The organism is Pseudomonas sp. RC4D1, from assembly GCF_018390395.1.
In the GTDB taxonomy this organism is placed as follows: Bacteria; Pseudomonadota; Gammaproteobacteria; order Pseudomonadales; family Pseudomonadaceae; genus Aquipseudomonas; species Aquipseudomonas danubii.
Genome location: NZ_JAHBAW010000003.1, coordinates 194,766 through 220,720, shown reverse-complemented (window position 1 = coordinate 220,720; position 25,955 = coordinate 194,766). Strand labels below are relative to the sequence as shown.

22 protein-coding genes and 1 pseudogene are annotated in these 25,955 nt (G+C 65.4%); 12 read left to right on the top strand and 11 right to left on the bottom strand.

Annotated features, from left to right (window positions below):
* Nucleotides 1-153: 153 nt before the first annotated feature.
* Nucleotides 154-1,746, top strand: a complete 1,593-nt coding sequence (rtcR, locus tag KHO49_RS25955; RefSeq protein WP_213666079.1) for an RNA repair transcriptional activator RtcR — start codon at nucleotides 154-156, stop codon at nucleotides 1,744-1,746.
* 282 nt (nucleotides 1,747-2,028) lie between these two features.
* On the opposite strand, the gene KHO49_RS25950 is transcribed toward rtcR, so the two are convergent.
* A complete protein-coding gene (locus KHO49_RS25950; protein WP_213666078.1) occupies nucleotides 2,029-2,448 on the bottom strand; it encodes a PaaI family thioesterase in 420 nt (139 codons plus the stop codon).
* Between the two features lie 197 nt (nucleotides 2,449-2,645).
* On the opposite strand from KHO49_RS25950, the gene KHO49_RS25945 reads away from it, so the two are divergent.
* Nucleotides 2,646-3,443, top strand: coding sequence for a DUF4349 domain-containing protein (locus KHO49_RS25945; protein WP_102880000.1), 798 nt, complete (start codon nucleotides 2,646-2,648; stop codon nucleotides 3,441-3,443).
* 108 nt (nucleotides 3,444-3,551) lie between these two features.
* Here the strand turns inward: KHO49_RS25945 and KHO49_RS25940 are convergent, their stop codons facing one another.
* Nucleotides 3,552-4,643 (bottom strand): DUF1615 domain-containing protein, encoded by a 1,092-nt coding sequence (locus KHO49_RS25940; RefSeq protein ID WP_213666077.1) that lies wholly within the window; start codon nucleotides 4,641-4,643, stop codon nucleotides 3,552-3,554.
* A gap of 303 nt (nucleotides 4,644-4,946) precedes the next feature.
* Between KHO49_RS25940 and KHO49_RS25935 the strand changes: the two genes are divergently transcribed.
* Nucleotides 4,947-5,561 carry a LysE family translocator gene (locus KHO49_RS25935; RefSeq protein ID WP_110595926.1) on the top strand — a complete coding sequence of 205 codons (615 nt, stop codon included), beginning with the start codon at nucleotides 4,947-4,949 and terminating at the stop codon, nucleotides 5,559-5,561.
* Nucleotides 5,562-5,624: 63 nt separating this feature from the next.
* A complete protein-coding gene (locus KHO49_RS25930) occupies nucleotides 5,625-7,175 on the top strand; it encodes an FAD-dependent oxidoreductase (protein WP_213666076.1) in 1,551 nt (516 codons plus the stop codon).
* A 35-nt stretch (nucleotides 7,176-7,210) separates the two neighbouring features.
* Here KHO49_RS25930 and KHO49_RS25925 read toward each other — a convergent pair whose 3' ends face one another.
* The 6 genes from KHO49_RS25925 to KHO49_RS25900 all read right to left on the bottom strand — a co-directional run bounded on the left by KHO49_RS25925 (nucleotide 7,211) and on the right by KHO49_RS25900 (nucleotide 15,357).
* Nucleotides 7,211-9,685: a TonB-dependent siderophore receptor gene (locus KHO49_RS25925; RefSeq protein WP_213666075.1), complete on the bottom strand. Its 2,475-nt coding sequence runs from the start codon at nucleotides 9,683-9,685 to the stop codon at nucleotides 7,211-7,213.
* Nucleotides 9,686-9,788: 103 nt separating this feature from the next.
* Nucleotides 9,789-10,760 (bottom strand): FecR domain-containing protein, encoded by a 972-nt coding sequence (locus tag KHO49_RS25920; RefSeq protein WP_213666074.1) that lies wholly within the window; start codon nucleotides 10,758-10,760, stop codon nucleotides 9,789-9,791.
* Nucleotides 10,757-11,278: a sigma-70 family RNA polymerase sigma factor gene (locus KHO49_RS25915; RefSeq protein ID WP_102864158.1), complete on the bottom strand. Its 522-nt coding sequence runs from the start codon at nucleotides 11,276-11,278 to the stop codon at nucleotides 10,757-10,759. Before KHO49_RS25915 ends, KHO49_RS25920 begins: the two co-directional genes overlap by 4 nt.
* A 111-nt stretch (nucleotides 11,279-11,389) precedes the next feature.
* Complete coding sequence (gene hemB, locus KHO49_RS25910; RefSeq protein WP_016962997.1) at nucleotides 11,390-12,364, bottom strand: porphobilinogen synthase; 975 nt, start codon at nucleotides 12,362-12,364, stop codon at nucleotides 11,390-11,392.
* A gap of 277 nt (nucleotides 12,365-12,641) precedes the next feature.
* Complete coding sequence (locus KHO49_RS25905) at nucleotides 12,642-13,487, bottom strand: PhzF family phenazine biosynthesis protein (RefSeq protein ID WP_102880006.1); 846 nt, start codon at nucleotides 13,485-13,487, stop codon at nucleotides 12,642-12,644.
* Nucleotides 13,488-14,652: 1,165 nt separating this feature from the next.
* Nucleotides 14,653-15,357 (bottom strand): glutathione binding-like protein, encoded by a 705-nt coding sequence (locus tag KHO49_RS25900; RefSeq protein ID WP_102864156.1) that lies wholly within the window; start codon nucleotides 15,355-15,357, stop codon nucleotides 14,653-14,655.
* Between the two features lie 219 nt (nucleotides 15,358-15,576).
* On the opposite strand from KHO49_RS25900, the gene KHO49_RS25895 reads away from it, so the two are divergent.
* The 4 genes and pseudogenes from KHO49_RS25895 to KHO49_RS25880 all read left to right on the top strand — a co-directional run bounded on the left by KHO49_RS25895 (nucleotide 15,577) and on the right by KHO49_RS25880 (nucleotide 18,823).
* Nucleotides 15,577-16,239, top strand: a complete 663-nt coding sequence (locus KHO49_RS25895; protein WP_213666073.1) for a histidine phosphatase family protein — start codon at nucleotides 15,577-15,579, stop codon at nucleotides 16,237-16,239.
* A 359-nt stretch (nucleotides 16,240-16,598) separates the two neighbouring features.
* Complete coding sequence (locus KHO49_RS25890) at nucleotides 16,599-17,654, top strand: permease (RefSeq protein ID WP_047303474.1); 1,056 nt, start codon at nucleotides 16,599-16,601, stop codon at nucleotides 17,652-17,654.
* 189 nt (nucleotides 17,655-17,843) lie between these two features.
* Nucleotides 17,844-18,023: pseudogene (locus KHO49_RS25885) on the top strand (type II toxin-antitoxin system HicB family antitoxin); the annotation flags it as partial.
* Between the two features lie 458 nt (nucleotides 18,024-18,481).
* Nucleotides 18,482-18,823: a DUF3077 domain-containing protein gene (locus KHO49_RS25880; protein WP_016964563.1), complete on the top strand. Its 342-nt coding sequence runs from the start codon at nucleotides 18,482-18,484 to the stop codon at nucleotides 18,821-18,823.
* 60 nt (nucleotides 18,824-18,883) lie between these two features.
* On the opposite strand, the gene mnmH is transcribed toward KHO49_RS25880, so the two are convergent.
* The 3 genes from mnmH to KHO49_RS25865 are packed head-to-tail and all read right to left on the bottom strand — an operon-like array spanning nucleotide 18,884 to nucleotide 21,427.
* A complete protein-coding gene (mnmH, locus tag KHO49_RS25875; RefSeq protein WP_213666072.1) occupies nucleotides 18,884-19,984 on the bottom strand; it encodes a tRNA 2-selenouridine(34) synthase MnmH in 1,101 nt (366 codons plus the stop codon).
* Nucleotides 19,984-21,018 carry a selenide, water dikinase SelD gene (gene selD, locus KHO49_RS25870; RefSeq protein WP_047303467.1) on the bottom strand — a complete coding sequence of 345 codons (1,035 nt, stop codon included), beginning with the start codon at nucleotides 21,016-21,018 and terminating at the stop codon, nucleotides 19,984-19,986. Before selD ends, mnmH begins: the two co-directional genes overlap by 1 nt.
* 43 nt (nucleotides 21,019-21,061) lie before the next feature.
* Nucleotides 21,062-21,427, bottom strand: coding sequence for a nuclear transport factor 2 family protein (locus tag KHO49_RS25865; protein WP_213666071.1), 366 nt, complete (start codon nucleotides 21,425-21,427; stop codon nucleotides 21,062-21,064).
* 213 nt (nucleotides 21,428-21,640) lie between these two features.
* Here KHO49_RS25865 and KHO49_RS25860 point away from each other — a divergent pair, with 213 nt between their 5' ends.
* The 4 genes from KHO49_RS25860 (at nucleotide 21,641) to KHO49_RS25845 (ending at nucleotide 25,947) form a co-directional block, all read left to right on the top strand.
* A complete protein-coding gene (locus tag KHO49_RS25860; RefSeq protein ID WP_110594933.1) occupies nucleotides 21,641-22,612 on the top strand; it encodes a LysR substrate-binding domain-containing protein in 972 nt (323 codons plus the stop codon).
* A gap of 96 nt (nucleotides 22,613-22,708) precedes the next feature.
* Entirely contained in the window at nucleotides 22,709-24,169 is a 1,461-nt protein-coding gene (locus KHO49_RS25855; RefSeq protein WP_110594934.1) for a 2-hydroxymuconic semialdehyde dehydrogenase, read from the top strand.
* A gap of 13 nt (nucleotides 24,170-24,182) precedes the next feature.
* Nucleotides 24,183-24,995 carry a 2-keto-4-pentenoate hydratase gene (locus KHO49_RS25850; RefSeq protein WP_110653015.1) on the top strand — a complete coding sequence of 271 codons (813 nt, stop codon included), beginning with the start codon at nucleotides 24,183-24,185 and terminating at the stop codon, nucleotides 24,993-24,995.
* 13 nt (nucleotides 24,996-25,008) lie between these two features.
* Entirely contained in the window at nucleotides 25,009-25,947 is a 939-nt protein-coding gene (locus KHO49_RS25845; RefSeq protein ID WP_213666070.1) for an acetaldehyde dehydrogenase (acetylating), read from the top strand.
* The last annotated feature ends 8 nt before the right edge of the window (nucleotides 25,948-25,955 follow it).

Here is a 25,955-nt window from a genome sequence, read left to right as displayed (position 1 = left end):
TGTGCCAGGTTTTGATTTTTCAGAAAATTATTTTTCAAGCCATTGATTTATAACGATTTTATTTTTAATCGATTTTTCACTTGGCATTCGACAAGACAAACACATCGATAATTTTATATCTTTACTTATCGCTTTTTATCTTCAGGTATAAACATGTCGAGCAAGTCCACGGTCGCCATCGGTTTTGTCGGTTCCACCCTCGATCGCGTCGGCAAGGGTGCCAACCGCTGGAGCCATTGGCGCCCCACGGTCGGCCTGTGCCAGCAGCAGGATGTGCTGATCAACCGCCTGGAATTGCTCCACGGCCTCGACGCCCGGGATATCAGCCTGGCCGAACGGGTGGCCAACGATGTGCGCCAGGTGTCGCCGGAAACCGAAGTGCGCCTGCACCCCATGGGCCTGAAGAATCCCTGGGATTTCGAGGAGGTGTACGCCGCCCTGCACGACTTCACCAGCGCCTACCCGTTCGACACCGAGCGCGAGGACTACCTGGTGCACATCACCACCGGCACCCACGTCGCGCAGATCTGCTGGTTCCTGCTGACCGAGGCGCGCTACCTCCCTGCCCGACTGATCCAGACCTCGCCGGCGCGGCGCCGCGACCCCGACCAGCACGCCACCGGCACCCACGCCCTGATCGACCTCGACCTGTCGCGCTACGACCGCATCGCCTCGCGTTTTGCCCACAAGCGCCTGGAGGGCCTGGCCTTCCTCAAGTCCGGGATCGCCACCCGCAACCCGGCGTTCAACCGCTCCATCGAGCAGATCGAGCGGGTCGCTGTGCGCTCCAAGGCGCCGATGCTGCTGATCGGCCCCACCGGTGCCGGCAAGTCATTCCTGGCCCGGCGCATCTATGAACTCAAGCGCGGCCGGCACCAGGTGCAGGGACGCTTTGTCGAGGTCAACTGCGCCACCCTGCGCGGTGACGGCGCCATGTCGGCGCTGTTCGGCCATATCAAGGGCGCCTTCACCGGCGCCCAGAACGCCCGGGAGGGCCTGCTGCGGGCGGCCCACGGCGGCATGCTGTTTCTTGATGAAATCGGCGAGCTGGGACTGGACGAACAGGCCATGCTGCTCAAGGCCATCGAGGAAAAGCGCTTCTTCCCCATGGGCGCGGACCAGGAAGTGGAGAGTGACTTCCTGATCATCGCCGGCACCCACCGCGACCTGCGCGGCCGGGTGGCCCAGGGCCTGTTCCGCGAAGACCTGTATGCGCGGATCAACCTCTGGACCTTCAACCTGCCGGGGCTGGCGGGACGCCGCGAGGACATCGAGCCGAACATCGATTTCGAGCTGGAACGCCACGCCCGGGAGCAAGGGCAACTGGTGCGTTTCAACCTGGAAGCACGGCGTCGCTACCTGGCCTTTGCCAGCTCCAGCGAAGCGGCGTGGCTGGGCAACTTCCGCGAGCTGTCGGCGTCCATCACCCGCATGGCCACCCTGGCCGACAGCGGACGCATCGACCAGGCCCAGGTCGAGGAGGAAATCCAGCGCCTGCGCCACGCCTGGGGCCTGGAAAATGCCGAGGATGAACTGCAGCAACTGTTGGGCGACGAGGTAGAGCTGGACCTGTTCGACCGCCTGCAACTCAAGGCGGTGATTGCCGAATGCCGTCGCGCCGACAGCCTGTCGGACGCCGGGCGCCGGCTGTTCGGCGTGTCACGCCTGGGCAAGGCCAACCCCAACGACGCCGACCGCCTGCGCAAATACCTGGCGCGCTTCGGCCTGGACTGGAAGCAACTGTAGCCGCTGCCGCAGGCTGCGCACGGCCCGTAGGGACGCAGGGTTCTCAGGATAGATAGAGGTTTGGCTGGCAATCGCCAAGCAAGGTCCTGCGGACCTTCGCGCAGCTTCGCAGGCTCAGCAGCGGCTACAGGGCCAATGCCGATCCGGGATTTGTGTAGCCGCTGCCGCAGGCTGCGCACGGCCCGTAGGGACGCAGGGTTCTCAAGATCGATAGAGGTTTGGCTGGCAATCGCCAGGCAAGGTCCTGCGGACCTTTACGCAGCTTCGCAGGCTCAGCAGCGGCTACAGGGCTGCAGTTGGGACGGCGAAGACGCCACTGGCCCGCGCCACTTCACGCTCGCCGACCCGCAACAGCACCGTGGCAAAGGCCATCTGCCGACCGCGCTTGGCATGCTCCAGGCGCACCTCGATCCATTCCCCCACCCGCACCGCCCCCAGGTAGTCGAGGGTCATGCTGGCGGTGATCAGCGGCAACGGCGGTTCGCTGGAAAACGCCATGGCATACCCCATGCCGACGTCCGCCAGGGTGGCGATGATGCCGCCATGCACCGTGCCCCGGCCATTGGCGTGGCGGGCATCGGCACGCAGACCCAGGCACAGCTCGCGGCCACTGCCGCGACCATAGACCGGGCCGATCAACTCCAGCAGCGGGCTGCTGCGGGGCAAGGGACTGAAGCCCTGGGGGATGTCCGATTGGCTCATGAGGCTCTCCTTGAACCGCTGGGTGACAGAGGGTTGCACAGGGCGACAGGTGTAGCCCTGATTGACCACGATGCCTATGAGCATCAGCCAGGCAAATTGGCGAAAATAAGTTGCGCCGCGATCGTGGTGATCCTGGGAACAGCAGTAAGATGCGCACCTGCGCACTAGCCGCAATTTCAAGTACTCAAGGAGCCTCCATGCAGCATCAGGACGATCACCCTGCCATCCGCCGCCGACTGGCCTTTGCCTTCTTCGGTGCACTGGCCCTCAGCGCCTGCTCTCCCAGTGATCACAACAGCTCTGCGGTGGCCCTCGGTGGGGCCCAGGGCAAGGCCGGCGCCCTGCTGGCCTACGAGCACGAACTGACCCTGTCCCTGCCTGCCGAGCAAATCGGCCCGCACCTGACACAAACCCGTGAAGCCTGCGAAAAAGCCCAGTTCGGCCCCTGCAACATCTTGCTCCTGGAGCAAGGCCCGTACCGCGCCCGGGTGGTGCTGCGAATCGTTCCGGAGGGGGTCGAGCCCATCGTCCAGCAGGCGTCTCAAGGGGCCGAACTGGGTGAGCGCATCACCAGCGCCGAAGACCTGGCCGATGCCGTGGCCGATGTGCAACGCCAGCAACAGCGACTCAAGGCCCAGCAACAGCGCCTGGATGAACTGGCGGCGCGCAAGGACATCAGCGTCAGCGACCTGATCGCCCTGAGCAAGGAGCAGGCGGGCATCGAGAATGACCTGCAAGCACTGGCCCAGACAGCTGCCGGACAACAACGTCGCCTGGACACCAACCGCCTGACCCTGAACTTCCTGCCCAGCAACGGCGCCGAACGCGGTTCAAGCCTCAAGCGCGCCTTCAGCAACCTGCTGGACAACCTGTCCGACGGCACAGCCGAAGCCCTGGAGAAAGGCAGCTATGCCCTGCCTTTCGTGATCCTGGCCTTCCCTCTCGCGATGCTGTGGGTGTGGCTGTGGCGCAAGTTCGTCCGCCGTCGCCCCTGACCCCGCCGTAGGAGCCGGCTTGCCGGCGAACAGGACCGCAAGCCTTGCATCGCCCTGGCGGGCGTCTTCGCTGGCAAGCCAGCGCCTACAACGGGCAGGCCCTTGGGGTTACAGCGGCCTTTGCAGGCAGCGCTGGTAGCGTTCATCCACGCGTTTGGCGAACCAGGCGGTGGTCAGTTGGCGGGTGATCTTCGGGCTCTTGAGTTCGATGCCCGGCAGTTGCTGGCGCGGCACGGGTCGGCCCGCCGCGCGGTCGGCCAGGGCAAATACCTGGCGGTACAGCTCGGTCTGTGCAAAGGCCTGGCTGTCACCCTTTTCCAGCTGGGCGCGAATCTGCGGGTTGCGCAGCCCCAGTTGCTTGCCCAGGGTGCGCACCGCCAGTTCGGTGCTGCCGGGCAGGAGCGAGTCATAGCGGATCAGGTCGCCATCCAGGGCCAGCTTGATCCCGCTGAGGCGGCTCACCGCGGCCTGGAAAGCCGCATTGCGGCTGGCGTACCAGCCGGCGTTGAAGTCGGCGAAGCGATACAGCGGCTGCGGGTAGTCCACCGGATAACCCAAAAGGTGGGCGATGCCGAAGTACATGCCACCACGGCGACTGAAGACTTCATGGCGGATCGAGTCCTGCACCGGGTACGGATAACCCTGGGCCTGCTGCTGGGCGAATTCAATGCTGACCTGCATCGGCCCGCCGGTGTGCACTGGGTTGAAGCCACCGAACAGGGTCTTGCCCAGGGGCACCATGCCGATGAAGTCATCGAAGATCGCACTCAGCTCCTTCTCGCTGCGAGCCTTGGCCAGACGCTGGCTGTAGGACTGGCCGTCCGCGCCGCGCACTTGCAGGGCGGCACTGACCAGCAGCGCTGGCACATGCACCTTGGCCGCGCGGCGGTCGATTTCCTCCCGGGCAATGCGCCCCAGGCCCGGCACTGTCGGATCGACCTTGAAGGTGGATTCCTGTTCGGTCACCGCCAGCACCGCGCACAGGTTGCTCTGGCTCGGCTCAAGGCCCTGGGCACTGAAGGCCACCTGGATATCCCGGGCCCAGCCCGGGCGGTCGCTGACCTGGGCCGGCAGCAGGCGCAGGATGCGCGCCTGGATCTGCTCCGGGGTCAGCGCCGGCGCCTGGGGGCCGCGCGAGCTGGCGCAACCGGCCAGCAGCGACAGTCCCAGGCAGCAACTGAGAAGACGGTGGGAAATCATGGGACTCCGCAAGATGGCTGGACGAGGGCCGTGCAAGTAAAGCAGCGGCATGGGGCGTTCGACCAAAGAATGCGAGCGCTGTTCCCGCCACGCCCCTGTAGCCGCTGCCGCAGGCTGCGAACGGCCCGTAGGGACGCAGGGTTCTCAAGATCGATAGAGGTTTGGCTGGCGATCGCCAGGCAAGGTCCTGCGGACCTTCGCGCAGCTTCGCAGGCTCAGCAGCGGCTACAGGCTAAAATCCTTCTATTGGCGGTGTGGCTGGGTGTACTTTGATGACCCCGCCCTCAATGGAGTGACACCCGGATGTTGACCCTGGATTTTCTGCTTACCAGCCTGATTGTCGTGCTGATTCCCGGCAGCGGCGTGATCCTGACCATTTCCACCGCCCTGGTGGCCGGCAAGCGCGCCAGCCTGTTCACCGCCATCGGCTGCACCGCCGGGATCGTCCCCCACCTGCTGGCCTCGATCCTCGGTCTGTCGGCGATCCTGCACACCAGCGCCCTGGCCTTCCAGGGCCTGAAGTTCGCCGGGGTCGCCTACCTGTTGTACCTGGCCTATGCCACCTGGCGTGATCGCTCGGCCTTTGCCGTGGACAGCAACACGGTGAGCCACGGCGCCGGCGCGCTGATGCTCAAGGCCTGCCTGCTGAACATCCTCAACCCCAAGCTGACCATTTTCTTCCTGGCCTTCCTGCCCCAGTTCATCGCCCATGACGGTAGCGATCCGATCCCGCAGATGCTGCTCCTGAGCGGCGTGTTCATGGCCATGACCTTCTTCGTGTTCGTGCTCTACGGCCTGCTGGCCAATCTGTTCCGTACCGCGGTGATCGAGTCGCCCAAGGTGCAGAGCTGGTTGCGCCGCAGCTTTGCCGCAAGCTTCGCGGGACTGGGCCTGAACCTGGCCTTCGCCCAGCGTTGACCCCGCGGCAGGCGCCGCCCGCAGTCAGATGCATAACGTTGATCTCTTAGCGAGGGCAAACACATGAACTGCAGCGACGTACTGATCATCGGCGCCGGCCCCACCGGCCTGGTGCTGGCGCTCTGGCTGCGCCAGCAGGGGGTCAAGGTACGGATCATCGACAAGACCCTGGGTCCGGGCACCACCTCCCGGGCCCTGGCGGTGCAGGCCCGGACCCTGGAGCTCTACCGCCAGTTGGACCTGACCCAGGCCATCGTCGAACGCGGCCACCACGTGCCGGCGGTCAACCTCTGGGTCCGCGGCGAGCGGGCCGCGCAACTGCCGTTCAACGCCATCGGCGAAGACCTGACGCCCTACCCCTTCCTGCAGATCTTTCCCCAGGACGAGCACGAGCAACTGCTGATCGAGCGCCTGGCCCTGCTCGGGGTCAGCGTCGAGCGAGGCACCGAACTGTTGGCCTTCACCGACCACGGCCACCTGATCAACGCCCGCCTGCGTGGCCCCGACGGCCGCGAGGAACACTGCCAGACCTTCTACCTGGCCGGCTGCGACGGCGCCCGCTCCACGGTGCGCAAGACCCTGGGCACGGGTTTTCCCGGCGGCACCTACCAACAGGTGTTCTACGTCGCCGATGTCGAGGCCGACGGCCCGAGCATCGACGGCCAATTGCACGTGGACCTGGACGACGCCGACTTTCTCGCGGTATTTCCCCTGGCCCACAGCGGCCGTGCGCGACTGATCGGCACCGTGCGCGACGAGCGCGCCGAGCACCCGGAAAACCTGCGTTTCGAAGACGTCAGCCAGCGCGCCATGCATCAGCTCAAGGTCAACGTCACCCAAGTCAACTGGTTCTCCACCTACAAGGTGCACCATCGGGTGGCCGAGCAGTTTCGCCAGGGACGGGTGTTTCTCCTGGGGGATGCCGCTCACGTCCATAGCCCCGCCGGTGGCCAGGGCATGAACACCGGGATCGGCGACGCCATCAATCTGGCCTGGAAACTGGCGGCGGTGCTCAGCGGCAAGAGCGCCGAAAGCCTGCTGGACAGCTATGAAATCGAACGCATGGAGTTTGCCCGGCGCCTGGTGGCCACCACCGACCGGGTGTTCAGCTTCGCCACCGCCGACGGCCCGGTCGCCTACCTGGTACGCACCCGCCTGGCGCCCCTGCTGCTGCCGAAGATCGCCGCCTTCGACAGTGCCCGGGAGTTTCTCTTTCGCACCGTGTCGCAGATCACCCTCAACTACCGGGGCATGCCCCTGAGTGCCGGTGGCGTCGGCCCGGTGCACGGCGGCGACCGCCTGCCCTGGGTCAGGGACGGCGAGCACGACAACTTCGACAGCCTGGAGTACCTGGGCTGGCAGGTGCATGTCTACGGCGTCACCAGCAACGCGGTGCAGGACTGGTGCGCCGAACACCGGGTGCCGTTGCGGGTCTTCGACTGGTGCCCGGCCCACGCCCGCGCGGGGCTGGCGCGCAACGCCCTGTACCTGCTGCGCCCGGACACCTACGTGGCCCTGGCCGAACGTTCGGCCGATCCGCGGGTGCTGGAGCGTTATTTCCGCGAACGCGAGATCTCTCCGCAGAACAGCCCGGCCGCCCTCAAACCGCGCTGATCCGCGCTCGACGCACTGCGCAGCCGGGGCCGGGCTTAGAAGTCAGCCTTGACCGACAGGGTGAAGTTGCGCGGATCGCCGTAGAAGTTGCCGAAGCCTTCGGTGCCGACGGTGGTGTAGTAGCGCTTGTCCAGCAGGTTGTTGCCGTTGAGCGCCAGGGACCAGGTGTCGTCGATGCGATAGCCGATCCGGCCGTTCCAGATCGCATAGCCGGCCTGGCTGATGTGATTGCCGCTGATGGGCGAGACCCGGTAGTTGTCGCTCTGGGCGTTGACCCCAGCCCCCACGGTGAAGCGTTCCAGGGCACCGCCCAGCTGGTAGTCGCCCCACACCCGTAGCAGGTGCCGCGGTACGTAGGAATTGAACGACTGGCCGTTCTTGCTGCTGTCGGCATCCTCCAGGGTCTTGGTCTGGGTGTAGGTGTAGCCGGCCAGCAGTTGCAGGCGTTCGATCACCTCACCGCTGACTTCGGCTTCAAAGCCCTGAGCGCGGACCTTGCCCGAGTTCAACGAGCAGGTGCTGTCCGGGCAGGCCGGGTCGTCCTGCTGCGCATCCTCCTGAATGGTGCGGAACAGGCTGAAGGCGCTGTTCAGGCGGCCGTCGAACCACTCGCCCTTGATCCCCAGCTCATAGCTCTTGCCCACCAGCGGCTTGAGGGAGGCGCCGTCCAGGGTCCGATAGCTGCCCTGGGGGGTGAAGATGCTGGAGTAGCTGGCATAGGCCGTGAGGTTGTCGTTGAGGTCGTACAGCACCCCGGCGAACGGCGTGACCTCGCCGGTTTCCTTGGAACGGGCACTGCTGGGGGTGCGGGTGTCGCGCCAGTAGGCCACGGCATCGTTCTGCGACTTGTACCAACTGACCCGACTGCCCATGACCAGGGTCAGCGGGTCGGCGAGTTTCAGGCGCAGGGTGGAATACAGCCCTTGCTGCTGGATGCGCAGATCACTGGGGCCGCCCCGGGTGGAATTGCTTTCGTAGTAGCTGTCATCGGGCTTGGGCAGGTGGTGATCGGGGTCCAGCACATTCTGCCGCTGCGGCAAACCGGCCACGGCGTAGAAGTCGTCCTTGATCGAACGGCTGGCGTTGGCGCCGAAGGTCAGTTCGTGCTCCTGGCCAAAGGCCTGGAAGTGGCCGTCGACATAGGCATCGAAGCCGTAGTCCACCTGATCGTAGTCATAGGTGCTGCCCAGCATCAGGGTGCTGGAGCGGCTGGCACCCACCGGCACCGAACCGCTGGGGAAGGCGTACTCGATGTCCTGGGTGTTGCGGCTGTAGACCCCGGCCACCTTCAGCGCCCAGTCATCGTTGAGCTGTTGCTTGAGGTCGGCGAAATAGGTCGCGCGCTTGCTGCGCGAGTTGTTCCAGGCGGTGTTCAGGCAGGTGGAACGGCCGAGCTTGAGGTCGCTGCCGTCGCTGTAGCGCGGCAGGCCGCCCCAGCACGGGCGCGAGTCAACGTCTTCATAGGCCATGCCCAGGCCCAGGGTGGTGTCGTCACTGAGGTCGAAATCCAGGGCGCCGTAGTAGACCTGATCCTTGCGCTCCCCCAGGTCGTAGAAGTACTGCCGGGTCTGCTGGGTCACCACCGCCCGGCCACGAACGGTGCCGGCATCGTTCAACGGCCCGCCGGTGTCCACCTGGGCCCGGTAGTTGTCCCAGCTGCCGGCGGACATCATCAGTTGGGTGTGGGGCGTGGCCTGGCCACGCTTGCGCACGAAGTTCACCGAACCGGCGGTGCCGCCCGCGCCCTTGAGCATGCCGGAGGCGCCGCGCAGGATCTCCACCCGGTCATAGAAGGCCATGTCGCTGCTGAAGCTGTCGGCCTGCACGTAGCTGTTGCCCATGTCCAGGGGCACGCCGTCGTACTGGTACTGGCCGGTCATGCGAAAGCCCCGGGAGTAGAAATACTTGCCGCCCATGGGCGAGTCGTAGAGGGTGATGCCCGGGGTCTTTTCCATCACTTGGTCGATGGTGTTGAGGTTCTGGTCATCGAGCATCTTGCGGGTGATCACGGTCACTGACTGCGGGGTTTCCTTCAGCGAGTGCTGGCCCTTGCCGATGGTCACCGCGCCGGTGGTGTAGGAACCGGAATACTCGGTGGTGGCCCCCAGCTCCTGACCCTGCACCTGGGTGGTGCCCAGCTCCAGAGTGCCGCTGCCCTGGGGCACGGGGCGCAGCACATAGCTGCCGTTGCTCTGCGGCTCGACCTGCCAGCCGCTGCCGGCGAGAATCCGCGCAAAGCCTTCCTGTACCCCGTATTCACCCTTGAGCCCCGCCGAACGCAGGCCGGCGGTCTGCCGGGCATCGAAGGAAATGGCCGCCCCGGCGGCACTGGCGTAACGGCTCAGCACCTCAGTGAGATCACCCGCCGCGATATCGAAGCGGCGCACCGCCGTCTGTTCGCTGGCCGCCACCGCGGTCAACGGCAGCAGCGCCGCGCCATACACCGCCAGCGCGCCCCAGAGCCCGACCTTGATGGCCTGGGCCAACTTCGACTTGTGAACTTCAGACATGCTTTGCCTTCCCCCGATCTTGAAAATGAATCCACTGGGGGATGAGCCGGATCAGAGTGGGCAAAAGTGCAAAGACCGGAATAATTATTTTTACCGTTTGGTTTCAGCCGACGCGGCGCTGGGACACCCGCACCCAATAGCGGGTGTAGCGCTCGATGCGCAGCGAGAAACCGCTCTCAAGCGCCGCCAGGGCGCGATCAGTGTCGTCGATGGGAAAGGCCCCGGAAATCTTCAGGCCGGCAATCTGCGGATCGCACTGCACCACACCGCGGCGATAGCGCGACAGGTCCGCCAGCAAGTCCCCCAAGGGTCGGTCGAGGGCGATGATGCTGCCCTGGCGCCAGGCGCCCACCGACGCATCGCTGGACCGCAGCGCAGCAAAGCCTCCAGTGCTGAACGCCAGTTGCTGGCCGGCCTCGACTCGGCGCGACGCCATACCGTTGCCCAGGCTGACCTGCACGCCCTGCTCCAGCACCGCCACCTGATCCTCGCGCTCTTCGCTGCGCAACACGAAACGCGCGCCCTGGGCCTGGACCTCGCCGTGGCGGGTGATGACCCGCAATGGCCTGTGCAGAGCATCAATGCCGGTGCTCACCAGCATCTCGCCCCAGAGCAACTGCAACCGGCGCTGCTGACCGTCGAAAGCCACATTCACTGAAGTGTCGGTGTTGAGCAGCAATGCACTGCCGTCCGCCAGGCGCACTTCGCGGCGCTCGCCGACCTGGGTTCGATAGTCCGCCAGCAATTGCTGGGCGCTGTCGCTGCGCCAGCCCAACCAGCCCAGGGAGCCGGCCGAAGCCAGCACCACCAGATTGCGCATCAGCTCGCGGCGCGAGCGCCCGGCGCCGCGCAAGGTGGAACCGGCCAGACCGCCAGGCAGGGCCGACATCTGCTCGCCCAGTTGCTGCATGCGTTCCCAGGCCTGGCGATGCAAGGGGTCGGCGGCCAGCCATTCGCGCCAGGCTGCCTGCTCCTGTTCGCTCGCTGTGCCGGAGCGCAACTGCGCATACCAGCGCGCCGCACCGCTGATGGCCTGGCGCTCGCCCACGCTCAGTTGCAGGTTGGCAAAACTCATGACAGCTGCATCCGCATCTGCATCAGGCAGCAATGCTCCATGGCCTTGGCCATGTAGTTGTTGACGCTGCGCACCGAGATCTGCAGGCGTTCGGCGATCTGCTCGTAGGTCAGGCCATCGCACTGGGACAGCAGGAAAGCCTGCTTGACCCTGGCCCCCAGGCCGTCCAGCAGGCGGTCAACTTCCAACAGCGCCTGGAGCATCAGGTTCTGCTCCTCCGGCGACGGCTGCTCGCCCTCGGGCACCAGCGCCAGGGCCTCCAGGTACGCCTGCTCCAGGGAGCGGCGGCGAAACAGATCGATCAGCAAGCCATTGGCGATGCGCGACAGGTAGGGCCGCGGCTCGCGGATCTCCAGGGCATTGCGCGCCTTGAGCACCCGCACGAAGGTGTCCTGGGCCAGATCGGCAGCATCGAAGGTGTTGCCCAGGCGCTGGCGCAACCAGCCCTGCAGCCAGCCGTGGTGATGGGTGTACAGATCGGTGACGGCACTGCGCAGGGATAAGTCGTCGGCGGGCATGACAATAAGGATTCATATTTGATAATGAATCGCATTGTCATGTAGGGGCGGAAGTCTTGGCAAGAGCCACGAACGCCGGACGACGTTCGTGGCGGTACGGCGGGGGCCTGGTCAGATCCCGGCCAGGGCCAGGTCCATGGCGAAGTAGGTGAAGATCAGGTCAGCACCAGCGCGCTTGATCGAACCCAGGCTCTCACGCACGACGCGCTGCTCGTCGATGGCCCCGGCCTGGGCGCCGAACTTGATCATCGCGTACTCGCCGCTGACCTGATACGCCGCCACCGGTAGCCGCGAGGCCTCGCGGATGTCGCGGATGATGTCCAGGTAGGCCCCGGCGGGCTTGACCATCAGCGAATCGGCGCCTTCCTGCTCGTCCAGCAGGGATTCGCGCACCGCTTCGCGACGGTTCATCGGGTTCATCTGGTAGCTCTTGCGGTCGCCCTTGAGCGCACTGCCGCCCGCTTCGCGGAACGGGCCGTAGAGCGCCGAAGCGAACTTGGTGGAATAGGCCATGATCGGCGTCTGGGTGAACCCGGCGGCGTCCAGGGCCCGGCGGATGGCCTGGACCTGCCCGTCCATGGCCGCCGACGGCGCGATCACGTCGGCGCCGGCACGGGCCGCAGCCACCGCCTGCTTGCCGAGGTTGATCAGGGTCTGGTCGTTGTCCACTTCATGGCCGTGCATCACGCCACAGTGGCCGTGCTCGGTGTATTCGCAGAAGCAGGTGTCGGACATCACGATCATCTCCGGCACCGCGTCCTTGGCGATGCGCGACATGCGCGACACCAGGCCGTTTTCCTTCCAGGTATCGCTGCCATCGCAGTCCAGGTGGTGCGACACACCGAAGGTCATCACCGACTTGATCCCGGCGCGGGCGTAGCGCTCGATCTCCCCGGCCAGCTTGGATTCGGGAATGCGCATCACCCCGGGCATGCTCTTGATCGGCACGAAATCGTCGATTTCCTCCTCGACGAAAATCGGCAGCACCAGATCGTTGAGGGTGAATTCGGTTTCCTGGAACAGACTGCGCAGTTGTTCGGAGCGACGCAGGCGACGGGGACGGGCTTCTGGGAACTGGCTGGACATGATTTTTCCTAAGGCTGAGCGCGAAACAACACGAGCGATGGCGAAAAAAGGCAGAAAGCTTATGCCCAGAGCCGCCAGGGTACAAACCCGCACGGCTCAAGAGAGTCTTGCGAATCTGCCAACAATCAGCGCCAGGCCCGCTATTCATGGGCTTGGCGAGGGCCCGCACAGGCCGGCCTGCGACCATCTGACGCAAGGTCAAGGAGCAGCGACAAGCTTCGAGCAGCAAGTGACAAGAGCGCCGCGCTTGGCTTGCACCTGGAAGCTTGCCGCTGCTTCACCCCGCGAGAAACTTGCCTTCGATACAGGTGACCGCGGCCCCACCGATCCACACCTCATCACCCAACTGCTGCACCTCGATCCTGCCAGCGCGGCCCATGCTCAGGCCCTGGCTAACCCGATAGCGCGACGGCGCCAGCCCGGCGCCCAGTAACCACTGGGCGATACCAGCGTTGAGGCTGCCGGTGGCCGGGTCCTCGGGCATGCCGTCGCCGGCGATAAAGGCCCGCACTTCGAACTGTGCATCGGTGTCATCGCGCTCGGGGTCACAGGGTGCGATCACCCCTACGGCCAGGCCGATCAGTGCCGGGTAGTCCGGTTGCAGATCCAGCACCTGCTGGCGCTCGCCGAGCATCACCGCCAGCCAGCCGGCGCCGTTGTCGACCCACTGCGCCTGCAGGATATCCCCGGGCGCCAGGTTCAGGCCGCGACGCACCTGCTCCAGCACCTCGGGCTCCACCGGGCCGGACTTGAGCAGCGGCGGCGCGAGAAAGGCCAGTTGATTGCCCTGACGGCGGATGCGTACCAGACCGACTTCGCACTCCTGAATGATCTCCTCGCCCTGGGGCACACCGCCGGCTTCGAGCCAGGCGTGGCAACTGCCCAGGGTCGGGTGACCGGCGAAGGGCAGCTCTTGGGTGGTGGTGAAGATCCGCAAGCGATAGTCGGCCCGGGGGTCGCGGGGTTTGAGCAGGAAGGTGGTTTCGCTGAGGTTGGTCCAGGTGGCGAAAGCGGCCATGCGTTCGTCGCTGAGCTCGTCGGCGTTGAACACCACGGCCAGGGGGTTGCCCTTGAGGGGGGTGGCGCTGAAGACGTCGATTTGCTTGAAGTTCAGGGCGGGCATTTAGAGGGGGCCTGGGGTCGGTGGGGGAGCTGGGGGTGAAGTGTACATATTCGTTGCTGCGGGTGTGGCGGTTGGTGGTTTCGCTCTTACAGCGAGTGGGACGGGGTACATATCCGGTGCTGCGGTCAGGGCTACTTAGGGTTTCGCTCTTGCAGCGAGTGGGCTGTGTACATATCCGTTGCTGCGGTAACGGCCGCTTAGGGTTCCGCTCTTGCAGCGAGTGGGCTGTGTACATATCCGTTGCTGCGGTAACGGCCGCTTAGGGTTCCGCTCTTGCAGCGAGTGGGCTGTGTACATATCCGTTGCTGCGGGTGCGGCCGCTGACGGTTTCGCTCTTACAGCGAGTCACTTTGAAAAGCCCAAAGTAACCAAAGGCTCCTGCCCCTCCACTCGGTGCCTCGCCTAGGCTCGGCATGCCCGAACTCCGGCATTGATCCGTGGGCCGCCGCCACCGGCCATCCATGGCCGGGTGGCGGCTAACCCGGCGTCCTGCCGGGTTACCCACGGATCAATGCCTGCGTTCGGCCATCGTGGTTAACGGGGCGTTCAGATCAAAATCAAAAGCAAGATCAAAATCTGGCGGCGGCCTGCCTGTTTCATTGCCGTTCGCGTTACATGTAGCCGCTGCCGCAGGCTGCGAACGGCTCCGCAGGAGACGCTAAACCTGCCTCCCCGATATTCCTGACATATCGCATCGCCTGGTTTCGCAGCCTTCGGCAGCGGCTACAAAGAGCCAGCCTGCGCACCTTGGCTTTGGCTTTTGATCTTGATCTTGCTCTTGCTCTTGCTCTTGCTCTTGCTCTTGATCTTCCGGCCCCTTCCCAGCCGGCCGAGCGTAGGCGTTGCGTAGGGGGCAGCTCGGCATGGATGCCGAGCTAGCCGCCACCCGGCCATGGATGGCCGGTTGGCGGCGGGCCCCCGGAGCAATGCCGAAGCGAGGGAACCCCGAGCCCTAGCGAGGGGCCAATGGAGGGGCAAGCGTTTTTGGTTCCTTTTTAGGCGTTTGTAAAAAGGGACTCGCCGTAAGGGCGAAACCATAAGCAGCCGCACCCGCAGGAACGGATATGTCCCCCCTCCCACTCGCTGCAAGAGCGAAACCATAAGCGGCCGTTACCGCAGCACCGAATATGTCCCCCCCTTCACGCCCCACCCCAAAAAAAACACCTCAAACCACCTTGGGAATCTCCAACCCACGGATCACCGCCGGCCGCGCCACAAACTTGGCCAGCACCCGCTGCACCTGCGGGAAGCTATCAATCCCCACCAACCCGCCCGCCTCATAAAACCCGACCAAATTCCGAATCCACGGAAAGGTCGCAATATCGGCAATGGTGTAACGCTCACCCATGATCCACTCGCGTCCTTCTAGATGCTTGTCCAACACCCCCAGCAAGCGCTTGGCCTCGTTCACATAACGCTCCAGCGGCCGCTTGTCCTCGTAGTCCTTGCCGGCGAATTTGTGGAAGAACCCCACCTGCCCGAACATCGGCCCGATGCCGCCCATCTGGAACATCAGCCACTGGATGGTTTCATAACGCGCCGCCGACTCCTGAGCCAGCAGTTGCCCGCTCTTGTCCGCCAGATAAATCAGGATCGCCCCCGACTCGAACAACGCCAGCGGCTGGTCGCCAGGACCATGGGGATCGAGAATCGCCGGGATCTTGTTGTTCGGGCTGACGCTGAGAAACTCCGGGGTCATCTGATCCTGAGTCTCGAAGCTGACCCGGTGCGCTTCATAAGGCAGGCCGATCTCTTCGAGCATGATCGAAACCTTGACCCCATTGGGGGTCGGCAGGGAATACAGTTGAATCCATTCGGGAAACTGCGCAGGCCATTTCTGGGTCACGGCAAAGGCGGAAAGATCGGTCATGACAGGCTTCCAATGACAGTCAAAAGGGGGGCGCCACACGAGGCAACGGTCGGCGATTATCCGCCGGGTTTTCTTAAATCGGCAACATACCGCGGTTAGTCTGGCGCCTCATCGAACCAAACGCCGTCCAGGGACTCAGAAGCACTGCCTTCACCGGCCGTGATGACAGGGAATACACAGGTTTGTCAGCCTCCACCCCTTGCGCTGAAGAATCCCGCCATGCCCCTGCTCCACCGCATCAAGAACCGTGCCTACCTGCTGCTACCGGCCTTGCTGCTGGGCAGTGCCCTGTGCCTGTCGCTTGAGTCCAGCGTCAGCCGCGCACAACCGGTGGACGGCACTCAGACCCTGGTGTTCCTGCGCCACGCGGAAAAGCCCGCCGGCGGCCTCGGCCAGCTCAACTGCCAGGGCCTGAACCGAGCCATCGACCTGGCCTCGCTGCTGCCGGAAAAGTTCGGCAAGGCGCAGTACGTGTTCGCCGCCAACCCGACGCGCAATGTCGAGGAAGGCGAGCTGGACAATTCCTACAGCTACATCCGCCCCTTGATGACCATCAGCCCCAGCGCCATCAAGCTCGGCCTGCCGGTGAACATCGATTTTGCCGCCAATGACACCAGCGACCTGGCGGACGAACTGCTGCACGACCGCTACCACAACTCGATCATCTACACCGCCTGGTCCCACGGCTACCTGCCGGAGCTGATCAACAAAGTCGCCGAAGAAGCCGTGGGCCAGCGGCGCCCGATCACCGAGGATTGGGCCTCCAGCGACTTCGACTCGCTGTACGTGCTGACCCTGACCTGGCGCAACGGCAAGGCCAGCCTGCACAGCCAGAGCTACAAGCAGGGCCTGGACGGCGGCGAGCAGGATTGCCCGAGCTGATGGTTCCGGACTACAGGCGCCCTCCGCCCCTGTAGCCGCTGCCGCAGGCTGCGAACGGCTCCGCAGGAGACGCCACGATCTTTAGGTTGCTGCGCGTTCGGCGGGAGATCGCCAAGCAAGGCCCTGCGGGCCTTTGCGCAGCCTCGCTGACGCTCGGCAGCGGCTACAGGGCCAGTGCCGATCCGAGATTGGTGTAGCCGCTGCCGCAGGCTGCGAACGGCCCGTAGGGACGCGACGCTCTCAAGGCCGACAGCGCTCCGACGAGGGATCGCCAGGCAAGGCCGGACGAGATCGGTTCGCGGCGCACCGGCGCCAGCGGCTACAATTCGCGCTTATTGTCTTTGTGCGGAAACCCCTTCATGTCCAACCTCGCCTCCACCCAGCCCGCTCGCGGCTGGGCGTTCTGGTGCAAACCCCTGCTGTTCCTGCTCGTGGCCGCCATCGGCCTGTATTACGTGAAGTGGTCGCCCTACTACCTCAAGGCCTTTGTCGCCGCCGACAGCCACAGCATCGGCGCGTCGATCCTCAACGATCAGCAAAGCTCGCCCTGGAGCGCCGCCCTGGCCTATTCCCAGGTGTACTTCCTGGCCATCTGGAAAGCCGCGGTGCTGGCGGTGATCTTGGGTTCCCTGTTGCAGGTATTGATTCCCCGGGACTGGCTGCTGCGCCTGTTCGGCCGCGCCGGTTTCGGCTCGACCCTGCGCGGTGGGCTGTTCGCCTTGCCGGGCATGATGTGTTCCTGCTGCGCCGCGCCGGTGGCTGCTGGCCTGCGTCGGCAGAAGGTCTCGGTGGGCGCGGCCCTGGCGTTCTGGATCGCCAACCCGGTGCTCAACCCCGCGACCCTGGTGTTCATGGGCTTTGTCCTGGGCTGGGGCTTTTCCGCCCTGCGCCTGGTGGCGGGCATTGTCCTGGTGCTGGGCGTGTCCCTGGTGGCGCAGCGGGTCGCCGGCCCCGAGCAACTGCCGGAAGCCGCGGTGGATGCGGTGGTGGAAGCCAGCACGGTGAACGACCAGCCGTTCCTCAGCCGCTGGGGCAAGACCCTGTGGCAACTGTTCTGGAGCACCATTCCGATCTACGTGCTGGCAGTACTGGTGTTGGGCGCGGCGCGGGTCTGGCTGTTCCCCCATATCGACGGCGCCATGGGTGACAGCCTGTGGTGGCTGGTGCCGCTGGCGATTGCCGGGACCCTGTTCGTGATCCCTACAGCGGCAGAGATTCCCATCGTCCAGACCATGATGACCCTGGGCTTGGGTACAGGCCCGGCGGTGGCCCTGCTGATGACCCTGCCGAGCATCAGCCTGCCGTCGCTGCTGATGCTGCGCAAAGACTTCGATGCCCGAGTGCTGGTGACCGTGGCCGTGCTGACCATGCTGGTGGGGATTGTTTGCGGGTTGATTGGTGCGGTGTTGTTGTAGAACCCTGGTGGTCGCTGCCTCCGTTTCGGGCCCGCCCCGGATAGGCAGCGACACATCGACTCTTGGCATTGGCATCGACTGGATCTCGGCGCAATGTGCAACCTGCACAAAGCGCACCCCGGTCCTGAGCTAAAGACCGCGATACGTCGCCACGTCATCGAACAACGCAGACTCGGAGGCCTTGCTACCGTGAACAACTTGCTGCAACACAAGGGCGTCTACGGCTCTATCGAAGTCAGCGCCGAGGACCACTGCCTATTTGGCAGGCTCCAGTTCATCAGTGCCCTGGTGAGCTATGAAGGACAAACCCTGGCTGAGCTGGAGGTCGCATTCAAAGAGGCGGTCGATGACTATTTGAGCAGCTGCAAACACTCGGCTGTCCCCGCTCAACTCCGTTGAGTACAGGTTTCCAATCGAAGTGCCGCGCCTCCTCCACCGCATCGTCTTGAAACACACTGGTCAGGGAATGCCGCTCCCAAAACCAGAGTTTTCGCTTTGTTTTGTAAGGCTTGTCCGAGAGAATCGCCAACGCCTTTGAGCGGCTTGTGCCCTTGGTGTTCGTCAGGCAGTCTCCCCCGGTCGCTGCACAATCAGCGGCTCGGATGTGGAAGTCCGGAAGGGTCATAGGTACAACGCTTCAACGCACCTGCCGACGCTTTGCGCCTGCGGATACGTGTTATGGCGGCCATGCGTGGGGCACCTTCGGGTGCGCCGGGTTTTGGGTACCAAAAGACTCCCCGGTCTTCCACACCCACGCACGGCTGCCACCCTCTCGTGTGGAAGCGAGACCGGCGGCTCTACTTAACCTTAGAGTCGTAGGTACCCCAATGAAAAAGCTCGTCCCCGATCCACCCCGCCCACTGCGCGACCCAGAACTGGATCGCGCCAACGCCAACCTGCTCAGCGCGCTGAAACCGACCCAGGCACGCCCGTTCGGCCTGCGCGATGCCCAGGGCAATACCCTGTTCAGCGTGCAAGCCGGGGTCAGCGCTGAAGAGGCCCTGAGGCACGTCGCCCTGCTGCTCAAGTGCGCCGAGGAGGTGTCCGATGAAATCACCGAGCGCGCCAGCGGCATCGAACGCGGCCTGATCTGGTCCATGGTGCATTCCGTGGAAATGGCCAGGGCCGTGGTCGAGGCCTTGCTCGACCGTCCACGCCCTGCCGGCTGACGCCCACGCATACCGCGCGCTCAGGTGCTGCGAGCGCGCGGGTTATTGAGCGCTAGCGCGCTAGCGCGATGGCGGCTGGCGCTGGCGCAGGTAATCGAGCACGGCGCCGTGATCGCCGCTGAACTCGATCCGCGCGCCCTTGCTCTCGCGCTGGAAGGCGTACATCGGGTCGTAGTATTCGCCCAGCAAGCCTTCGATCCAGGCCCGGTGCAGCTCCACGTCACCGCTGCGGGCCTGTTCCGCCAGGGCCGCTTCCATCAGCAGGAACAGGCGCTGGTGACGCTCGCCCCCCAGGCGTTTGTGGATCTTGTTCAGGCTTTCCAGCAGGCGTTCGGCAAACAGGGCAAAACCTTCTTCGCCATGCACGGCCACGAACTCGGCGCTGAGGTTGACCACGTAATCGTCAAGGATGCGCTGCACCCGGCTGTCGAGGCGGTCTTCCAGCCAGACCATGGGCAGGCCCTGCATGCTCTGGTACAGCGGCAGCGGCAAGGCGCAGCTGCCGATCATGCGGTTTTCGTCTTCCAGGACAAAAGCCTGCACGCCGCGCTCACGCTTTTTCAGCAGGTCCACCGCCAGACGGTTTTCGAAGTCGATGTTGCTCGGCTGTCCGGTGGCGCGGCGACCGAAGCTGGAGCCGCGGTGGTTGGCGTGGCCTTCCAGGTCCAGGGCGTTGTCCAGCTGGCCCAGCACTTCGGTCTTGCCGGTGCCGGTCATGCCCCCCAACAGGACAAAATCACACTGCTGCAACGCCTGTTCGGTGGTGTCCAGCAGGAAGGTACGCATGGCCTTGTAGCCGCCGCCAACCCGCGGGTAGTCAATGCCCGCTTCCCTGAGCCACTGCTGGACGATCTGCGAGCGCAGACCGCCACGGAAGCAGTACAGCAGGCCGTTGGGGTGGGCCCGGGCGAAATCGGCCCAGGCCTGGACGCGCTGTTGCTTGATGTCGCCGGACACCAGTTGATGGCCCAGGACAATCGCCGCCTGCTGGCCCTGCTGCTTGTAGCAGGTGCCGACCCGCTGGCGTTCCTGGTCAGTCATCAGTGGCAGGTTGAGCACCCCGGGAAAGGCGCCCTTGGTGAATTCGATCGGCGCCCGGGTGTCCATCATCGGCCGGTCGTTGAGGAATATCTCGCGGTAGTCGGTGCAGTCCAGAGGCATCAGAACACCTCGACCGCGTGGCTCTGTCGCTCCACCAGTTCACCGATGGGCGCCAGTTCCAGGCCCAGCTCCGCCGCCAGGGCGAGGAACTCGGCATTGCCTTGCGGGGTCACCGCCACCAGCAGGCCGCCACTGGTCTGTGGATCGCAGAGCACGCGTTTGTGCAGCTCCTGGACCCGGCCGATCTTCTCGGCGTAGCTGCTGTAGTTGCGCAAGGTGCCACCGGGCACGCAGCCCTGATCCAGGTAGTACTCGACCCCAGGCAAACGAGGCACGCGGTCGTAGTGGATCTGCGCGGTCAGGCCGCTGCCGTCGGCCATTTCCACCAGGTGCCCGAGCAGGCCGAAACCGGTGACGTCGGTCATCGCGGTCACCCCTTCGAGCTTGCCGAAACGGCTGCCGGGCTTGTTCAGGGTGCACATCCAGTCGCGGGCCAGGCCGATGTCGGCGTCGCGCAGCTTGCCCTTTTTCTCGGCGGTGGTGAGCACGCCGATCCCCAGGGGCTTGGTCAGGTACAGCAGGCAGCCGGCGGTGGCCGTGTCGTTGCGTTTCATGAAGCGTTTTTCCACCAGCCCGGTCACCGCCAGACCGAAGATCGGCTCCGGCGCGTCGATGGAATGGCCGCCCGCCAGGGGAATGCCCGCCGCGTCGCACACCGCGCGGCCGCCGCGGATCACTTCCCGGGCGATTTCCGGGGCCAGCACGTTCACCGGCCAGCCGAGAATGGCAATCGCCATCAACGGGTCGCCGCCCATGGCGTAGATGTCGCTGATGGCGTTGGTGGCGGCGATGCGGCCGAAGTCGAAGGGGTCGTCGACGATGGGCATGAAAAAGTCGGTGGTGGAGACAACGCCGCGTTCTTCGTCGATGGCGTAGACCGCCGCGTCATCGCGCGAGGCGTTGCCGACCCAGAGCTTGGGATCGAGGTTCTGCGCCCCGCTGCCGGCCAGAATCACCTCCAGCACCTGGGGGGAAATCTTGCAGCCGCAGCCGGCTCCGTGGCTGTACTGGGTCAGGCGAATCGGCTCGCTCATGGGGCACCTCGTCAAGTCTGGGACCGGGATTCTAGCAGAGCCCTCAGGCACTGGGCCGAGGCGTGCCCTGATGGAACAGCATCTGCCAGCGCCCTTCGCGGCAGCGCCACAGCGAACTGCGCCAGGCGCTGCCGGCCGCGCGCCCACCGGCTGCGGCGTTATGGCACAGGTAGGTGACCTGGGCCAGATCGGCCGCCAGGCGCTGCAGCGCAAACTCGCTGATGCGCCGTTCGATGAAGTCCTGCTGCGGCAGGCCGTGCAGCACCTGGGCCTTGTTCCAACGTCCGCCGCTGGCGCCGAATTCGAGAAAGTCATCGGCCAGCAAGGCTTCCAGCGCCTGGCGATCGGCGCGCACTTCGGCTTGTTGCAGTTGGCGTTCGAGCATCAACAGGTGGTCGGACAATTCCATGGTCACTCCCGGGGCGGCGGATCAGTGGCGCACTCTAGCATCCGCGCCCTGCCCCTCAAGACCGGACACCTGCGGTAGCGCTTGAACCAAGCAAATGCGCCGGACTTTGGTTAGGCTTGCAGCGCCCTGCCCGGGCACGCTTGTCCTCATACCCACAAAAGCGCCCCCCCGCCCCTCACCCGAGGCCAGGGCAAGACGCTGACGGAGCCCGCCATGAAATTCACCACCCAGTCCATCGCCCGCAAGCTCAAGTTCCACCAGTTGGTGGTGTTCGAGCAGGTGCTGCAAAGCGGCTCGCTGGTGCGCGCCTCCCAGGCGCTGAACCTGACTCAGCCGGCGGTGACCAAGATCATTCACGAGCTGGAATCCTACTTCGAGGCGCCGCTGCTGGTGCGCAGCAACCGCGGGGTCAGCGCCACCGAGCTGGGCCAGGTGGTGGTGCAACGAGCCAAGTCGTTGCTGGCGGAACTGCGGGCCCTGACCGACGAGGTCAACGCTTTCCAGGAAGGCACCTCGGGGCAGGTGATGGTCGGCACCCTGATCTCGGCCTCGACCTCGCTGCTGCCCCGGGCCATCCAGTTGCTCAAGCAGCGCGCGCCGGGGGTGCTGGTGTCATTGCGGGTCGGGCAGATGGACCAGTTGTTCCCGGCGCTGGCGGTGGGCGATGTGGATCTGGTGGTGGGCCGAGTGCCGGACGACTGGCACCGGCGCAGCGAGGCCCTGGAGGTCGACGTGCTGTACCGCGAGGACTTGAGCATCGTCGCCGGCGCCCATCACCCGTTGCACCAGCAGACGCCGGTCAGCCTAGAACACCTGCACGCCTACCCCTGGGTGCTGCCGACCCGCGACTCGTTGCTGCGGCGCACCGCCGACCGGTTGTTCGCCGACAATGGCCTGCCGACGCCGGACAATGTTGCCGAGTCGCTGTCGATCCTCACCAACATCACCCTGATGCAGGATCAGCGCACCGTGGCCCTGATGCCCTATGAGGCCTCGTTGCAGTTCATCCAGGCCGGCATGCTCCAGGCTTTCGATCTGGGGACGCCGCTGCAGTTCGGCGAGATCGGTTGCTTCTACGCCGCCCAGCGCAATCTGGGCCCGGCGGCCCGGCTGTTTCGCGAATGCCTGGACCTGGCCCGGGCAGAGTCCGACAGCGGGCAAGCGCCGATCCAGGCTTCACCCTGATATTCCAATTATTAATAGTTAGCGACCGATCTTTGATTATTCACTAATACCAGGCCTTCCTACACTCGCCCCGAAACCCATGTTTCGGAGGTTCAAGTGTCCACTGCCCTGCTGCGCCATTTCATCGACGGCGAGTTCGTCGCCAGCCCCCAGACCTTTGCCAATATCTCCCCGGTCGACGGCCGCGTGCTGGGCCAGGTTTGCGAGGCCGACCGATCCCAGGTGGACCGCGCCGTGACCGCGGCCAAGGCGGCGCAGTCCGGCCCCTGGGCCGATTACAGCGCCAGCCAGCGCGCCGACCTGCTGCTGCGGATTGCCGCCGGCATCGAGGCGCGTTTCGAGGCGTTCGTCGCCGCCGAAGTCGCCGACACCGGGCGCCCGGTGCAACAGGCGCGGACCCTGGACGTGGCCCGCGCGGTGCAGAATTTCCGCACCTTCGCCGAGCTGCTGCGCCAATCCGGCGGCGAAATCTTCGAGATGCGCGGCGCCGACGGCAATGACGTGTTCAGCTACAGCGTGCGCAAGCCCCACGGCGTGGTGGCGATCATCTCGCCGTGGAACCTGCCGCTGTTGCTGCTCACCTGGAAAGTCGCCCCGGCCCTGGCTTGCGGCAACTCGGTGGTGGTCAAGCCGTCCGAGGACACCCCCTCCAGCGCCACCCTGCTGGCCGAAGTGATGCGCGACGCCGGGGTGCCGGCCGGCGTGTTCAACCTGGTGCACGGCTTCGGACCGAATTCGGCCGGGGAATTCCTCACCGCCCACCGCGACGTCGACGCCATCACCTTCACCGGCGAATCCCGTACCGGCGCCACCATCATGAAAGCCGCCGCCGAAGGCGTGCGCGAGGTGTCCTTCGAGCTGGGCGGCAAGAACGCCGCGGTGGTGTTCGCCGACTGCGATTTCGACGCCGCGGTGGCCGGGGTGCTGCGCGCAAGCTTCACCAACGCCGGGCAGGTGTGCCTGTGCTCGGAGCGGGTCTACGTCGAACGGCCGATCTACCAGCGCTTCGTCGCGGCCCTCAAGGCCGGCGCCGAACAGTTGAAGATCGGCTACCCCGATGAAGACGGGGTGAACATGGGTTCGCTGATTTCCCACAAGCACCGGGACAAGGTCCTGGGCTACTTCCAGCTGGCCCTGGAGGAAGGCGCGACCCTGGTCAGCGGCGGCGGCATTCCGCAGTTCGGCGATGCCCGGGACCAGGGCGCCTACGTCCAGCCGACGATCTGGACCGACCTGCCGGACCATGCCCGTTGCCTGCGCGAAGAGGTGTTCGGCCCGGTCTGCCACATCGCTCCGTTCGACACCGAGGACGAAGTGCTGCGCCGGGTCAACGACTCGGCCTATGGCCTGGCCACGGCCCTGTGGACCCGTGATCTGAAGCGCGCCCATCAGCTGTCCCGGCGCTTCCGTGTGGGCATGGTCTGGGTCAACACCTGGTTCCTGCGCGACCTGCGCACGCCGTTCGGCGGCACAAGGCTCTCGGGCGTGGGGCGCGAAGGCGGCCGTCACTCCCTGGATTTCTACTCCGAGATCACCACCATCTGCGTCAACCCTTGAGGGGCACCCCGACATGCATGCAGACCTGATTGAAGCGGCGCACCACCTGCGCCAGGCCCAGCTCAACGGCCAGCCCTGCGCCCCGGTGCGCGAGCTGATTGCCCAGGCCCAGGCCGCACAACCCCACACCTCCCTGGCCGACCTGGCCTACCAGGTGCAGCACTACAACAACCTGGCGGCCATCGATGCCGGACGCCGCCCGGTAGGCCACAAGATCGGCCTGACCTCCCGCGCCGTGCAGCAGCAACTGGGGGTGGACCAGCCGGACTTCGGCCAGCTGTTCGCCGACATGGCCCGCGGTGACGACCAGCCCATCGCCTGGAGCGACACCTGCCAGCCCAAGGTCGAAGCCGAGGTGGCCCTGGTGCTGGAACATGACCTGAACCATGAGCGCCACACGGTGGCCGACCTGATCCGCGCCACCGCCTTTGCCCTGCCGGCCATCGAGATTGTCGGCAGCCGCATTGCCCAGTGGGACATCCGCCTCAGCGACACCATCGCCGACAACGCCTCCAGCGGACTGTTCGTGCTCGGCAGCCAGCCGGTGGCCCTGGAAAAACTCGATCTGGTGCGCTGCGGCATGAGCCTGACTCGCGCAGGTGAACCGGTGTCGGTGGGCGCCGGCGCCGCCTGCCTGGGCAACCCGCTGAACGCCGCCCTGTGGCTGGCCGACACCCTGGCCCGCCTGGGCGCGCCGCTGCGGGCCGGCGACATCCTCCTGACCGGCGCCCTCGGGCCCATGGTCGCGGTGCAGCCGGGAGATCGCTTCACCGCGCACATCCAGGGCCTGGGCAGCGTCAGCGCCGCCTTCGCCAGCGTCCAATGAACCGGAGCCACGCATGAACCCAACCCTCAAGGCCGCGATCATCGGCTCGGGCAATATCGGCACCGACCTGATGCTGAAGATCCTGCGTCAGGCCCGGCACCTGCAACTGAGCGCCATGGTCGGCATCGACCCGGCTTCCGACGGCCTGGAACGGGCCCGGCGCCTGGGCGTGGCCACCACCCACGAAGGCGTCGAAGGCCTGCTGCGCATGCCCGAGTTTGCCGCCATCGACATCGTTTTCGATGCCACCTCGGCCGCCGCCCACCAGCACCACGAGGCCGTGCTGCGCCAGGCCAAGCCGGGCATCCGCCTGATCGACCTGACCCCGGCGGCCATCGGCCCCTACTGCATTCCGGTGGTCAACCTGGAGCAACACCTGAACAGCCTCAACCTGAACATGGTCACCTGCGGCGGCCAGGCGACCATTCCCATGGTGGCCGCGGTGTCGCGGGTGGCCCAGGTGCACTACGCGGAAATCGTCGCCTCGATTGCCAGCAAATCCGCCGGCCCCGGCACCCGGGCCAATATCGACGAGTTCACCGAGACCACTCGCCACGCCATCGAGACCCTCGGCGGGGCCACCCGGGGCAAGGCGATCATCGTCATGAACCCGGCCGAACCGCCGCTGATCATGCGCGACACGGTGCTGATGCTGTCGGCCGCCGCCGATCAGCGGGAGATCGCCGCCTCCATCGACGAGATGGCCGCGGCGGTGCAGGCCTATGTGCCCGGCTACCGGCTCAAGCAGCAGGTGCAGTTCGAGCCGATCCCGGCCTCGGCGCCGCTGCTGATCCCGGGCCTGGGGCGTTTCAGCGGGCTCAAGACCTCGGTATTCCTGGAGGTCGAGGGCGCCGCCCATTACCTGCCCGCCTACGCCGGCAACCTCGACATCATGACCTGCGCCGCGCTGGCCACCGCCGAGCGCATGGCCCAGTCGCTGCTCAACCGCTGAAGGAGCTT